This is a genomic window from Pseudomonas sp. 5Ae-yellow (genome assembly GCF_014077575.1).
Taxonomy (GTDB): Bacteria; Pseudomonadota; Gammaproteobacteria; order Pseudomonadales; family Pseudomonadaceae; genus Halopseudomonas; species Halopseudomonas neustonica.
This window is the reverse complement of sequence record NZ_JACGWE010000001.1, coordinates 320,119-334,224: the sequence shown is the minus strand read 5'-3', so window position 1 is coordinate 334,224 and position 14,106 is coordinate 320,119. Positions and strand designations below refer to the sequence as shown.

At 56.3% G+C, this 14,106-nt stretch carries 13 protein-coding genes; 6 read left to right on the top strand and 7 right to left on the bottom strand.

The features are described from left to right. The first annotated feature begins 122 nt into the window (after nt 1–122). The gene (locus tag H4J77_RS01575) at nt 123–1,172 is read left to right on the top strand and encodes a GGDEF domain-containing protein (protein ID WP_123888337.1); all 1,050 of its coding nucleotides are present in this window, start codon (nt 123–125) and stop codon (nt 1,170–1,172) included. Between the two features lie 94 nt (nt 1,173–1,266). Next, on the top strand, nt 1,267–2,391 hold the full coding sequence (ald, locus tag H4J77_RS01570) for an alanine dehydrogenase (RefSeq protein ID WP_182246747.1): 1,125 nt from the start codon (nt 1,267–1,269) through the stop codon (nt 2,389–2,391). Between the two features lie 26 nt (nt 2,392–2,417). On the opposite strand, the gene H4J77_RS01565 is transcribed toward ald, so the two are convergent. Further along, nucleotides 2,418–3,308 (bottom strand): acyltransferase, encoded by an 891-nt coding sequence (locus H4J77_RS01565; RefSeq protein WP_123888339.1) that lies wholly within the window; start codon nt 3,306–3,308, stop codon nt 2,418–2,420. Nucleotides 3,309–3,522: 214 nt separating this feature from the next. Here H4J77_RS01565 and lnt point away from each other — a divergent pair, with 214 nt between their 5' ends. After that, a complete protein-coding gene (gene lnt, locus H4J77_RS01560; protein ID WP_182246745.1) occupies nt 3,523–5,151 on the top strand; it encodes an apolipoprotein N-acyltransferase in 1,629 nt (542 codons plus the stop codon). On the opposite strand, the gene H4J77_RS01555 is transcribed toward lnt, so the two are convergent. The 3 genes from H4J77_RS01555 to H4J77_RS01545 form a co-directional block, all read right to left on the bottom strand. Then, on the bottom strand, nt 5,148–6,893 hold the full coding sequence (locus H4J77_RS01555) for an amidohydrolase (protein WP_220469196.1): 1,746 nt from the start codon (nt 6,891–6,893) through the stop codon (nt 5,148–5,150). The genes lnt and H4J77_RS01555 overlap by 4 nt on opposite strands. A 170-nt stretch (nt 6,894–7,063) precedes the next feature. Next, nucleotides 7,064–8,290, bottom strand: coding sequence for an NAD(P)/FAD-dependent oxidoreductase (locus H4J77_RS01550; RefSeq protein WP_310734913.1), 1,227 nt, complete (start codon nt 8,288–8,290; stop codon nt 7,064–7,066). 9 nt (nt 8,291–8,299) lie between these two features. Further along, nucleotides 8,300–8,827: an RNA methyltransferase gene (locus H4J77_RS01545; RefSeq protein WP_182246740.1), complete on the bottom strand. Its 528-nt coding sequence runs from the start codon at nt 8,825–8,827 to the stop codon at nt 8,300–8,302. 135 nt (nt 8,828–8,962) lie between these two features. On the opposite strand from H4J77_RS01545, the gene H4J77_RS01540 reads away from it, so the two are divergent. Further along, a complete protein-coding gene (locus H4J77_RS01540) occupies nt 8,963–9,193 on the top strand; it encodes a VF530 family DNA-binding protein (RefSeq protein WP_123888344.1) in 231 nt (76 codons plus the stop codon). Here H4J77_RS01540 and H4J77_RS01535 read toward each other — a convergent pair. Beyond that, nucleotides 9,190–9,657, bottom strand: a complete 468-nt coding sequence (locus H4J77_RS01535) for a YqaA family protein (protein WP_182246739.1) — start codon at nt 9,655–9,657, stop codon at nt 9,190–9,192. The genes H4J77_RS01540 and H4J77_RS01535 overlap by 4 nt on opposite strands. Before the next feature lie 221 nt (nt 9,658–9,878). Here H4J77_RS01535 and H4J77_RS01530 point away from each other — a divergent pair, with 221 nt between their 5' ends. Further along, a complete protein-coding gene (locus H4J77_RS01530; protein WP_182246738.1) occupies nt 9,879–11,093 on the top strand; it encodes an MFS transporter in 1,215 nt (404 codons plus the stop codon). Nucleotides 11,094–11,198: 105 nt separating this feature from the next. After that, on the top strand, nt 11,199–12,641 hold the full coding sequence (gtfA, locus tag H4J77_RS01525) for a sucrose phosphorylase (protein WP_182246737.1): 1,443 nt from the start codon (nt 11,199–11,201) through the stop codon (nt 12,639–12,641). 22 nt (nt 12,642–12,663) lie between these two features. Here the strand turns inward: gtfA and H4J77_RS01520 are convergent, their stop codons facing one another. Together H4J77_RS01520 and H4J77_RS01515 are read right to left on the bottom strand one after the other, a co-directional pair. Then, nucleotides 12,664–13,269, bottom strand: a complete 606-nt coding sequence (locus H4J77_RS01520; protein WP_182246736.1) for a glutathione S-transferase family protein — start codon at nt 13,267–13,269, stop codon at nt 12,664–12,666. Nucleotides 13,270–13,310: 41 nt separating this feature from the next. Continuing rightward, complete coding sequence (locus H4J77_RS01515) at nt 13,311–14,093, bottom strand: sulfite exporter TauE/SafE family protein (RefSeq protein WP_123888349.1); 783 nt, start codon at nt 14,091–14,093, stop codon at nt 13,311–13,313. Between the last annotated feature and the right edge of the window lie 13 nt (nt 14,094–14,106).

Here is a 14,106-nt window from a genome sequence, read left to right as displayed (position 1 = left end):
AAAGTTAGCGTTTTTTTGATCATTATTCGCACTACTTCCGGTTATGTGGATACTATTGTCCTCTCCTTTGTTCTGAAGTCTGTTGCCTCGCTCCAAGAAAAGAGTATTTCAAGAGGAAAAGAATGGCCGAGCAACTTGAGCAAGATCAAAGCCATCGCCGCTCCGTGTTGCGCGCGCTGTTGTGGCTTACGCTCCTCTTTGGTTTTACCTTTGCAGGTTTAAATATCTATCGAGGGCTATATCTTTTGGCTGCCATTGAGGTGGCCTATGCTTTATTCAGCTTCAGTTTGTTGCCCATCATTCCCAAGACAAAGCATCTTGATGCTTGGACAATCGCGTTTCTGGTTCCTTTTTTCTGCATCATGGTGTTCGCTTTGGTGCTGCCCAATACGTCCTTCACCGTCTTTGCCTGGATTCAGACTATCCCCATTATTTCTTACCTGCTATTGGGGCAGCGCGGTGGGCTGTGGATGTCATGCATCTTTATTTCAGCCGCGATTGTTGCCTTCAACGTGCGCTATATAACGGGTGAAAATGCGATGAATGCGCTCATTGTTACCAACCTGGCGTTCAGCAGTTTGGCCGTTATGCTTTTTTCGCATATTTATGAGCGTAGTCGAACGCGTAATGAAGCCCGGTTGATTGAGCTTGCCGGTACCGACAGTTTGACCGGCATTGCCAATCGGATGCGTATGGGTGAGGAATTCACTCGCTTACGCAGCCAGGCCGAGCGCAGCGCAATGGCGTTGTCTCTGGTGGTGCTGGACGTCGACAAGTTCAAGCACGTCAATGATCAATATGGACACGAGACAGGTGACAGGGCGTTGCAGCATATTGCGGGCAAACTCTCAGAGCGTTTGCGCGGTTCTGATATGGTCTGTCGATTGGGTGGCGAAGAGTTCGCTCTTTTGTTGCTGGGCGCGGATCATCAGCAGGCGGCAAAGTTGGCTGATCATTTGCGTCAGCAGGTCTTTGCAACGCCGTTGAAGTTGAACGGTACCGAGCTGCAGATCAGTTTCAGCGGGGGGGTCGCCACCTTGTCAGATGATGGCGATGACCTCAGTACGTTGTTGAAAGTGGCTGACCAACGCATGTACGAGGCCAAGAGCTCCGGGCGTAACCGGATCGTTTCTGCGCATAACCCTGTTCCAGAATCCCTGGTCAGCAGCTGATCATCGGCTTTCGTTGCGTTTGGTTCTCGGCGTTTCTCTCTTATCTCCAGCTACACTGGTAACTAAAGGTCTGATTAGTCAGGAGGGCAGAGCCATGCAGATTGGCGTTCCAAAAGAGATCAAGAATCACGAGTACCGCGTGGGTCTGACGCCGCAGTCGGTACGCGAACTGGTACGGCAGGGGCACCAGGTGTTCATCGAGTATGACGCGGGCACGGCCATCGGCTACAACGACGCTCTTTACCGTCAGGCGGGAGCCGAGCTGGTATCAGTTGATGACCTGTTCTCGCAGGCTGACTTGCTGGTTAAGGTCAAGGAGCCACAAGCCGAGGAGCGCGCCCGGTTGCGGCCGGGACAGGTGTTGTTTACTTATCTGCATTTGGCGCCGGATCGCGTTCAGACTGAGGAGCTGCTGGCCAGCGGCGCTATCTGTATTGCCTATGAAACGGTGACCGATGCGCACGGGCGGTTACCGTTGCTGGCACCCATGTCAGAGGTGGCCGGGCGTATGGCTATTCAGGCTGGCGCTGGCTGCCTGGAGAAAGCGAGAGGCGGTCGCGGCGTCCTGCTGGGTGGGGTGCCGGGTGTGCCGCGTGGCAAGGTAGTTATTCTTGGCGGCGGTGTGGTGGGGAGTAATGCCTTGGCCATGGCGGTTGGCCTGGGTGCAGATGTCACTGTGCTGGATAAGAATCCGGACGCCTTGCGACGTCTGGATGCCCTGTATGGCAACCGCATCAACACCTTGTACTCAACGGGTGCGACGCTGGAGGAACAGTTGTTGGGTGCCGATCTGGTTATTGGCGCTGTGCTCATTCCTGGTGCGGCGGCGCCTAAACTCATCAGTGCAGAGTTGGTCGCACGCATGCAGCCTGGGGCTGTGCTGGTAGATGTGGCTATTGACCAGGGCGGTTGTGCGGAAACGTCCGCCCCCACGACCCATGATCAGCCGACGTATATCGTCGACGAAGTGGTGCATTACTGCGTGGCAAATATGCCGGGCGCGGTAGCACGTACCTCGACCCAGGCGCTGAATAACGCAACCTTGCCTTTCGTGCTGGCGCTGGCCAACAAAGGCGTGAAGCGCGCACTGGCTGATGACGCGCATTTGGCCCATGGGTTGAATGTTAGCGGCGGTGCGCTGTGCAATGCGGAAGTCGCCGAAGCATTGGATATGCCGTGTCAGGTACTCAGTGAGGTGATTGCCGGGTTACCGGACTAACTATATTGTTGCCCAGCTTTGTGCCGCTAAGCGTTTTCCTGGCGCAGCTCGGCAATGAGCTGGTCTTTTTCTGTCCAGAGCTGGCTGACCCACTGCTGGAAACGCGCGCGATACTCCGGGTCCAGACTGTAGTCACCCGCCACCAGTTCAGCGGGTAGCGCGCGGCCACGAATGTCGACGGTAATGCGCGATACTTGGCCGCTGACCAACCGCCAAAAGCCTGGCGGACGGTCACCCGGGTAAAGAATCGTGACGTCCAGCACTGAACTCATTTGCGCGCCGAGCGTGGCGACGACAAAGGCAATGCCACCCGCCTTGGGTTTGAGCAGATAGCGATAGGGCGATTGTTGTTGGCGATGTTTGGCCGGTGTGAAACGTGTGCCCTCCAGATAATTGACGACCGTCACCGGTAGTTTCTGAAATTTCTCGCAGGCCCGGCGGGTAATCTCCAGATCCTTGCCTTGATCCTCCGGATGCTTCGCCAAATGGGCTTTGCTATAGCGCTTCATGAAGGGGTAGTCGAGCGCCCAGAAAGCCAGGCCCAGGAAGGGAACCCAGATTAGCTCGCGCTTGAGGAAGAACTTGAAGTAGGGCGTTTTGCGATTGAATGCGTTAACCAGCGCGGGGATATCGACCCAGGATTGATGATTGCTGATGACCAGGTAGGATTGATCTGCTTTGAGTGGAGTATCGCAGCGCACATCCCATTTGGTCGGCAGCAGAAGGTGAAAAATACCCTTGTTGACCTCTGCCCAGGTTTCTGCGATCCACATGACGCCCTTGGAGCAATGGCGTCGCAGGTCAGTATTGGGAATAGCGACCTTGATGATACCCAGTATCAGCATCGGGCCGATACCAATCAGGGTGTTCAGCAGAATCAACAGGCAGGTCAGCAAACCCGTCAACCAATGGGGCATGGGTAAGTATCCCTTTTCGAGCAAAGAAACAAGAATACCGGGTTTCGCTCGTGCCACGCCAGCCTGCTCTTGGCGGTTAACTCACCCTAACGGGTGATGTTGCGTTGGCGGTGGCGCTTCTATTGTCATGGCATCGCTATAACCGCCAGATCCTGAGGCTTGGCAGCAAGGTGCCAAGCTGGTGGGGCACCGCTGAATAATAACAAGAGGTTACATGTCGTCGTCTGATGCTCCATCCACGACCTTTCTGGATGATGCCCCGGCTGTGGGTCAGCCGACCCTGACCATGCCTTGGAGTACTCGTTTTCTGCTGGCGGCGATCAGCGGTGTGATGATGTTTGCTCCCTGGGTTAACCCGGCGTTGTTCTGGACCGGTTGGCTGGCCGGTCTGCCACTGCTCTTTGCCGTGCGTGGGACCCGGCTGCCGGCAGCCTTTTTACTTGGTTGGGTGGCTGGTGCTCTCTGCTTTGCCGGAGCCAGCCATTGGATGATCGACTTTATGATCCATCTCAAGGGGCTCTCATGGCTGGCTAGTGCCTGTCTGGCGATGCTGTTCTGGTTGTATACAGGGCTTGCCGTGGGCTTTGCTTGTCTGCTGTATCGCTGGGTGGCTGAGCGTTTGCCGCGTCTCGACCTGCTCACCTTTCCTCTCGTAGTGACCGCCGTGATGGCTGTTTTTCCGCAGCTTTTCGTTACCGATTTTGCCGAAGGCCAGGTTCGCTTTCTGGTTGCGTTGCAAGGCGTAGATCTGTTTGGTGCCAAGGGCCTGAATATCATAATGCTGATCTTCAGTACGCTTGTGTTTCATTTTTTGCAGGCTGCTCACCGCGGCGACCGCGCGGCTGGTTGCGCTATGCTGACGGCCGCAGGTGTATTACTGCTGTGGTTTGGCTACGGCGTATACGCCTTGAATTACTGGGATACCCAGGCGCGTCATTGGGAGACGACCCGCATTGGATTGGTGCAGCCCAATGACCCGCCGCGTCGGCGTATCCCTGAGCCGCGTGCGGGGTTTACCCGAGAGGCGCCGGAAGAAATGCTGGCTAGCCGCCGACTGGCGAGGGCGGGAGCACAATGGATAGCTTGGCCTGAAGCACGCTATAAAGGGTATTACGATCTGTTCACCGTTCGTGATGGTTACGCCAAAGAGGTCAGGCGGTGGGGCGTGCCGTTGTTTTTTCACGATGTTGAAACGCGTTGGTTGAAGTCTCAGCGGGTGAGCTATAACACCGTTGCCTGGTTGGCCTCCGATGGCGTGCGCGCGGGGCAGTATCGCAAGGTCAAGCGCATGCCGTTTGGTGAATACCTGCCGGCGTTTTTTGAGCTTCCGGGCGTTGTCCAGGTTACCAAACTTTTTATGGGTGACTATCTGCGGCCGCTGGGAGCCGGTACAGAGCATATGCAGTTCAATGCCGGTACTATGCGGGTGATCCCCAAGGTATGTTATGAGACGGCCTTTCCCGAGTTTGTAGCGGACTCCATCGGCGCTGACGCGGCCGGAAAGCTGCTGCTGTTTCTCTCCCAGGACAACTGGTTTGGTGAAACCTCGCAACCTTTCCAGCATCGCGATATGTCCATCGTACGGGGCGTGGAAAACCGCGTGCCTATGGTGCATCTGATCAATAACGGTCCCTCGGTTGCAATCTCTCCCAGCGGGCGAATTATTGCTAGCACACAGGCATTCTCAAGGGCGGAGTTGCTGGTCGATATACCCTTCTCGGCACAGTCGGGTGGCAGCTTTTACAGCCGTCATGCTGTGTTGGTGCAGCGTTGTCTCTACGCCGCCCTGGCCTTGCTATTGCTTGGCGCGCTTATGGCTGGGCGCCGCTCGCGGCGCAGTTAGAGGGCGTCTGCACGGTACACGCTTTCCCCGTCCTTAATTGTTTCCATGACCTTCAGCTCCAGTAGCTGCTCACGCGGCAGCGTGATCGGGTTTTGCGACAGTACAACCAAGTCAGCAACCTTGCCCTTTTCAATAGAGCCTTTGCTGTTTTCCTCGAAGTGCTGGTAGGCCGGCCAGATGGTCATTGCCTTGAGTGTCGTCAGCGCATCCAATCGCTCTTCCGGCCCCAGGATGACGCCGCTACGGGTGACTCGATTGGTCGCACTGTGCAAGATGCGCATGGCGTTGGGGAATGTGACGGGCGCATCAGAATGGATGCTGAACTTGATTCCTGCGCGGTAGAGTGTACCTGTCGGCGAGATAAATTTAGCCAGCTCCGGCCCGGCTACCGATGAACTATGCCAGTCGCCCCAATAAAAAGTGTGCATGGGATACAGCGAAGGGAAAATGCCGAGTCTGACCAGTTCGGGTATTTGATCCGCTCGCAGATACTGTCCGTGAATAAGCACGGTGCGAGGATCCCTGGTATCGGGTATATCTTGTTGCACTGCATCGGTCAGGCGGATCAGTTGATCAATAGCCGCGTCACCGTTTGCATGCACCAGTACCTGCCAGTCATGGTCATAGGCCTGCTTCATTATCCTGCGTGCTTCGGCCTCGTCAGCGAATAGCGGATGACCGCTATAGTTGGCATCCTCATGCTCGGGTGGCTGGAAGTAAGGGTGGGTAAACCAGGCTGTCTTGCCTTGTGGCGAGCCGTCGAAGGTTAGTTTGACGCCGCCGATACGAAAGTGATCGGCATAGTCACGAGACATCAGCGGCCCTTCAAGCATAGGGTTCTGTAGATTGCTGACCAGGTCCGGATAAGCAACTACGTCGACCTTGAAGTATCCCGCCTTGGCAGCCTGCGCAAGGCCTTGCAAGGTATCGGGTGAGGTGCGGCCGTCCTGAATAGTGGTGAAGCCGTTGGCCAGGTAAATGTCTTGCGCCTGCGTGAGCATGTCGATGCTCTGTTGTGGCGTAAACTTGGGTATCAGCTTAAGCAAGGCGCCAATATGCGCGTTCTCTGCCAGCAAGCCGTTAGGAGTGACGCCGTCTTTCTCGCGGTAAATGGTACCGCCCTCTGGATTGGCTGTATCGGCATTGATTCCTAATACTTCCAGCGCCTTGCTGTTGTAAACCCCCAGATGACCTGACTGGTGAATGGCCATGATGGGCAGGCTGGTGGATACCGCATCCAGCTCCTGTCGGGTGGGGTGGCGCTGCTCCTGCAACTGCGAATCATCGTAGTTGAAGCCGATCAGTATGCCGTAGTCCTGCGCGCGCGAACTGCTGTCCAGGTATTCCCTCAGTGCTGTCTGCAGCTCGGCGATCGAGCTGCCGGGGCCGTCTGGAGGCGGCAACAGGTTGGCAGCGATGGCTTGGATGCCAACAAAGGAAAAGTGGCTGTGAGCGTCGACAAAGCCAGGAATCAGAGTGCGACCTTGCAGGTCGTGCAGTTGGGTTTCTGGTCCGAGAAAATCGGCTTCCAGTTCGGCGCGGCTGCCGACACCGACGATGATGCCATCATCAACTGCGACGGCTTCCACGTTTGGCTGGGCATCGTCCATGGTCAGGACAGGGCCGCCGAAAAAAAGCGCGTCCGCTGGGTTTGTGACCGCTGCCTGCGCTGCACCGGGCAGGGCGAGGGTGCCCATCAACGCTGCTATAGGCAGGTGGAAACCTCGAGGAATGACCGTCATGTGTACTCCTTGTCCAAAACGTTACACCCGAATGCGGTGAACCCTGCTGTCCAGCACACGCACGCATTGCTATCGTCGTGACAGTGTAGACAAGGATGATAAGTCAGGGAGTTTAATGCGCGGCCAGATATGCTCATTGTGCGGCTGAAATAGTCATCTCAGCCTGGCAGTTAGACAAACTGGCCCGCGGTATAGCCAGATGACCAGGCCCACTGGAAGTTGAATCCGCCAAGATGCCCGGTAACGTCCAGCACCTCGCCAATGAAATACAGGCCTGCTTGATGCTTGGCTTCCATGGTCTTGGAGCTTACGTCGTCGGTATCGACGCCGCCGAGCGTGACTTCGGCGGTGCGGTAGCCCTCAGTGCCGGAAGGCTTCAGGCACCACGCATTCAGTCGCTGGCCGATATCGCTCAGCAGTCGATCGCTGAATTCGGCCAATGCCGTATCGTCCTGCTGCGGCCACCAAAGTTGCTGCAGCTCGCTGACCAGCCCCTTGGCCAAGCGTTTGCCCAATAGCGTTTTCAGTCTGCTACGTGGCTGTTCTCGCTTGGCCTGCAGTAGCCATTCAAGGGCATCAATGCCGGGGAGTAAATCAATACTGATTTCATCGCCAGGTGCCCAGTAGTTGGATATCTGCAATATTGCCGGGCCGCTGATGCCGCGATGGGTAAACAGCATGGCCTCGCTGAACGACTGGCCATTGCAGCTGACTTCAATGTCCAGCGCGAGGCCGGACAGTCGCTCACACAGGGGCTTCATGGTGTCACTGAACATGAATGGCACCAGCCCGGCCTGCCTGGGTATGAGTTTCAGACCAAACTGTTCGGCCAGTTGGTAGCCGATGCCTGAACCACCCAGTGTGGGTACCGAAAGCGCGCCGGTGGCGACCACTACGGTGGTACAGGTCAGCTTCTGCGTCCGACCGCTGTGCTGCAGATGCAAGCGATAGCGCGCAGCATTGCCAGTCTCGTTTAGCGCTTCCAGCCGCTCCAGTTCGCACTGAGTGCGGATCTCGACGCCAGCCTGTATACACTCATCTTCCAGCATGGCGACGATCTGTTTGGCGGAGTCCTGGCAAAACAGTTGGCTATGCTTGCGCTCTTCATAGGCAATGCCGTGCTGCTCGACCAGGGATATGAACTCCCATTGGTTGTAGCGCTGGAGGGCAGATTTGCAAAAGTGTGGGTTGCGCGACAGGAAATTGCTTGGCTCGACCATTTGATTGGTGAAGTTGCAGCGTCCGCCACCGGACATCAGGATCTTTTTGCCGATCTTGTTGGCGCGCTCCAGCACCAATACCCGTCTCCCACGCTGGGCCGCGGTAAAGGCGCAGAACAGCCCGGAGGCGCCGGCACCAAGCACTATAACGTCGAAGTCTGCGGAGGTGTGAGTCACGGCGGGCACTTATCGTTGGCTGGCAGGTTTGCCGCGGATTCTAACATTGTTGTTGGTATCCCGGCTGCGACGAATCAGTTCGTCGCCGCGAGCATACTGAGGGTCTTTGCATAAACGGTCGTAGAGCACCAGATTGACGGTCGCAGCCAGGTTGAGGCAGCCTTGGGTAGGGATATATACCACCGCGTCAGCGCGGTCGATGAGCGCCTGCTCCAGAGTGCCGTCCTCTGGGCCAAACACATAGAGCGCACGCTGCGGATGGACGAACTCCGGCAGTGCAACCGCGCCTTCAACCAGCTCAATGCAAACGATCTGCGTGCCAGCGGGCAGTGGCTCCAGCAGAGACTCCACACGTGTGGCAGGAATACGCTGATTAACCTTCTGGGTATCGGTATTGAATTGCGCCGCTCGGTCATGACGAGTGCCGGTATAGCGCACAGCATGGGCGTTGAAGCAACCCGCAGCGCGCAGTATAGCGCCCACGTTGGTCGGGCTCTTGGGATTACTCAGGCCGATCAAAACCTGGGGATCATTCATCTGCTATTCCATTGTCTACCGTGGCTGAATTCGCGCGCTGGGGCTGGGCAAGCCGCTCGCTGCGGGTAGAATACAGGCTTTCTTGCCCAAGCTCAGTAGAGCGGTGGCTGTATACAGATCAATCAGGATACCGATATGCCGCAAGAGCCCAGCGAGATAAAGCACGCAGACCCGCTGCATGGGGTAACGCTAAAGACGATTGTTGGCGATCTGGTTGAGCAGTATGGCTGGGAGGAGTTGGGCAGGCGCATTCCGATCAACTGCTTTCTTAGCCAGCCGAGCATCAACTCCAGTCTCAAGTTCTTGCGCAAGACGCCCTGGGCGCGGACCAAGGTTGAGGCTTTATATATTCAGTCGCAGCGCTAAGTGGCACCTTGCGCCGGCGTTTCTGCCGGAACCCAGCCAAGGGTAGCGGCGGCCAGCAGCAGGTAACGCCCACCCTTGGCCAGCGTGACGATCACGACGAACCTCCAAAGGGGTTCGCGCATCAAGCCGGCAACAATGGTCAGCGGGTCGCCGATAAAGGGCGCCCAACTCATCAGCAGCGACCAGTAACCCCAGCGGTGATAAGTAGCCTGCGCGCGATGAAGTTGTTTCGGTTTCAGAGGAAACCAGCGCTTGTGTTGCAGCTTTTCAAGGTAGCGCCCTAGTACCCAGTTGAGTATGGCCCCCAGTACGTTGCCGGCAGTGGCCACCAGCAATAACAGGGATACGGGGTGGAGGTTTTGCAGGATTAATGCCACCAGCGCAAATTCTGATTGCGCCGGTAGCACCGTCGCAGCGCCAAACGCGATCAGAAAGAGTCCTGCGTAACTTGTCAGATCCCACATGCAGCCGTTTCCTGATTCCGGGGTGGTCAGCATACCGGATTCCGGGCCTTGGCTCGATTTGACGCAGTATTAAGCGCTGTTTTCCCGGATGTATTGCGGCGAAATCATGGGTTTTTTTCCTATTTTCACAAATTATTGCCAAATCGACTGGGCAAGGGTTCTCCCAGGCAGGCAAAGGGCGAATAATCGCGCACTTTTTCTACTACACGACAGGACACTGCATGTCTGATTCATCGCTGGAAGCCCTCCCGTCCGCAGCCGAAGTACCGGCCAAAGTTGCCTCCTGGCTGATTTTGCTGGCGCTCGCGGTCGGTGGTTTTGCCATCGGCACCGGGGAATTTGTGATTATGGGCCTGATGCCTGACATGGCGGCTGACCTTAACGTTAGTGAACCTCAGGTCGGTCACGTCATCAGCAGCTACGCAGTCGGCGTGATGGTGGGTGCCCCGATTCTGGCGATCTTTGGCGCGCGGCTGCGGCGACGGCATCTTTTGCTGCTGCTGATGCTGTTTTTTGCTGCAGGCAATATAGGTAGCGCGCTGGCACCGGGATATCAGAGCTTGATGCTGGCGCGCTTTATCGCGGGTTTGCCGCACGGTGCCTATTTTGGTGTTGCCGCGCTGGTTGCCGCCTCGCTGGTTGCGCCTAATAAACGTGCTGCTGCCGTCAGCCAGGTGATGTTGGGCCTTACCCTGGCCATCCTGATTGGCAATCCTTTAGCTACCATGCTGGGGCAGTCCATCAGTTGGCGTTACGCTTTCGTTGCTGTAGCGGTTATCGCGTTAATCACGGTTGCGATGATTGCACTGTTTTTGCCGCTCGATGCGCAGCATAAACCCAGCAATCCACTAACCGAACTGCAGGCCTTTCGTCGGCCTCAGGTCTGGTTCGCGCTTGGCATCGGCGCCATCGGTTTTGCCGGTATGTTTTGTGTTTTCAGCTACCTGGCGATGACGCTGCTGGACGTAACCAAGGTCGACCGTGCGCTGGTGCCGCTGGCTATGGCGGCGTTTGGTGTTGGCGCCATTATCGGTAACCTGGCAGGTGGCTGGTTGTTTGAGCGCTTGCAGTTCCGCGCGGTAGGTGTAGTGCTGGTCTGGAGCACGCTGGTATTGCTGCTGTTTCCGCTTGCGGCCCAAGCCATGTGGAGCATCCTGCTGGCGTCCGTTGCGGTGGGCAGTATGGTGGCCTTGTCACCGCCATTGCAGACCCGCCTGATGGATGTGGCGGCTGATGCGCAGACGCTGGCTGCCTCTGCTCATCATGCGGCTTTCAATATAGCTAATGCCTTGGGCCCCTGGCTGGGCGGCATGGCGATTGTTGCCGGGTTTGGCTGGACGTCGACCGGATACGTGGGTGCCTTTACCGCGCTTGGCGGGCTCGCGCTCTATTGGTTGGCGCGGCGTCATGAGCGTCGCCATCCATTGCCAGCCTGATAGCCTCAAGCGATCCATATCACTAGGGTGTTTTTTGCAGCAGTCTGGTTGCCCGGCTAAGGTAGTAGGCAGCCAGTCTTTTTCCTCTCTGCAAGGATACCGCCTATGTCGCTGCGCAATGCCGTTCAACTCATCTGCTATCCCAATCGCCTTGGCAGCAATCTTAAAGACCTGCATGCCACGTTGGATAAGCATTTATCAGACGCCATTGGTGGTGTGCATATACTGCCGTTTTTCCCCTCCAATGCCGATGGCGGTTTTTCACCCCTGACGCACAAGGAAGTGGACCCTGAGTTCGGCGACTGGGGGGATATTGAGCGACTGGCCGCTGACTATGATCTGTGTTGCGATCTGACGGTCAACCATATCTCTGACGAGTCGGTTGAGTTTCTCGACTTTCTCGATAAAGGCTATGACTCGCTGCATGCCGAGCTTTTTGTGCACGTTGAGCGCTTCGGCGAGATTACACCGGATGATCTCGCCAAAATCCATATCCGCAAGGAGAAGGAGCCTTTTCGCGACGTGACCTTTGCCGACGGCAGCCGCGGGCGGGTTTGGTGTACCTTTACCGAACGGCAGATCGACCTTAATTACGAGTCTCCGCTGACCTATGCGTTGATGGAAGAATACATCCGCTTCCTGACCGCGCGGGGGGTAAAGCTGCTGCGATTGGACGCCTTTGGTTATACCACCAAGCGCATCGGCACCAGCTGTTTTCTGGTTGAGCCGGACGTTTATCGCATTCTGGAATGGATCAATGAGGTCGCGTTGCGTCACGGTGCGCAATGCTTGCCTGAAGTGCATGACCACACCAGTTACCAGTACGCGATTTCACGCCGCAATATGCACCCATACGGCTTTGCCTTGCCGCCATTGATGCTGTATTCACTGCTGGATGCAAATAGCGTCTACCTGAAGAACTGGTTGCGTATGTGTCCGCGCAATATGATCACCGTACTGGATACGCACGATGGCATTTGTATTCCCGATGTCGAAGGTGTTCTGCCGGACGACAAGATCAAGGAGCTGATTGATAACATCAACGAGCGCAGCGCCGATCCGATTCTTCGGCGATCGGCTGCCCGGGTTAACAGTGTCGGCGCGATCTACCAGCTGACCTGCACCTTTTACGATGCCCTGATGCAGAACGATGACGCCTATATCGCGGCGCGCGCCATCCAGTTTTTCTGTCCTGGCATTCCTCAGGTTTACTATGTTGGTTTGCTCGCAGGTTGCAACGACGAAGAGCTGATGCAGCAGACGGGCGAGCTGCGCGATATCAATCGGCATTTCTATAGTCTGGAGGAGGTAGACGAAGCAATTGAGCAGCCGGTAGTGCAACGCCTGCTGAAATTGATGCGCTTTCGCAGTAATTACCCGGCTTTCGAAGGGCGTTTTGAATTGAACTACTCCAACGATACTAGCGTCGCCATGGCCTGGCGGCATGGCGAGCACTATTGTCATCTCACGGTAGATCTGCGGTTCAAGACAGCGCGTGTTCTCTATCTGGATGAGCATGACCTGAGTGAGCAGCACTTCACGTGCTGAGCGAGCGCGCGGCGCGAGTAAATCAGTCGCCGTTCAGCCGATCTGCCGCCATGTGGGCAGGTCGGGCATAGGCGCGTTCCACATAGCGTGCAAAGGTCGGGCGTTTTTCTATAGTGCCAAGCATCATGCCCCAGCCTAACTGAGATGCGATGTAGACGTCTGCACCGGTAAATTGCGCGCCGCACAGCCAGGGACCGTCCTGCAATGCCGTTTCCAAGGCATTGATCGTATCGGCGTAACTACCGAACCCTGCCATGCGGCTTTGCCCTTCAGGCACTTTCCAGCCCAGGGTACGGGCGGTAACGGCTGTTTCCAGCGGGCCTGCGGCAAAAAACAGCCAGCGCAGATAAATGGCTCGGCGCGGATCATCTATTGCCGGTGCTAGATTATTCGTCGGAAAGCGATCAGCCAGATAGGCACAAATGGCCGCGCACTCGGTAACGATCATGGACCCATGCACCATTGCCGGGACCTTGCCCATTGGGTTGATCGCCAGGTACTCGGGGCTCTTCATCTGCTCGCCATACTCGATCCACACCGTCTCATAAGGGGTGCCGGTTTCCTCCAGCATCCAGTGCGCGATGCGGCCGCGTGATTGTGCATTGGAATAGAGCTTCAATTCGGTCATCTAATGGCTCCTGTCAGAGCTGGTTCTTGAACTTGCATGGGCTAGGCAGCCAGAATCTCCCACAGGCCAATACAACTGATGGCTAACAGGGTGATACCAAGAATGCGGAAGAATTTGCTGGTTTCGCCTTTAAGCATGTGGTCGTGAAAGCGTAGGCCAATAAAATGACCCAGGGTGACGCAGGGCAGTAACCATAGGTGGTGTATCAGCTGCAGATCGACGCCAGCGTAGATGAACGCGGCCATCTTGATTGCAACCAGAATAAACCAGAGGGCAAACAGGGTGTCGCGCAATTTTTCCTTGGCTACATGCTGTGCCGCTACGGCGATGATCAAGGGTGCGCCAATTAACGAGGTACCACTGACGTAACCGCCCAGCATCAGGAACACGGTGTCCACCAGTTTGCTGTTACTGCGAAAGGGGCGGTTGAGAATGTAGGACACCGAATAGGTGCCGACGATGCAGAAAATGATGATGCTCATTACGCTGGCCGGCAGCGTCAGTAGACCCAGCACGCCAATCATCTTTGGCACTATCATGATCCCCAACATACGCCACAAATAGCGCCAGTCGACGGTGCTCTCGCGCACCTCGCCATCGGCTTTGGGGGCACGCTTGCGGTTGTTCAAGAAGATGGTGAGCGAGGAGAACAGCAGCAGGTGTGCGGCAATCAGCGGCAAAAAAACCAACGGATCGTTATCGACCAGCAGCAGAAAGGGCAGTGATAGCACCGCGCCGCCAAATCCTAACCCCGAGCGAACAAAACCACTCCAGACAAATATGAGGCCAATCAGGGCGAGCTGGGATAGCGACAGGTCAGACATGGTGCTCCGCTGA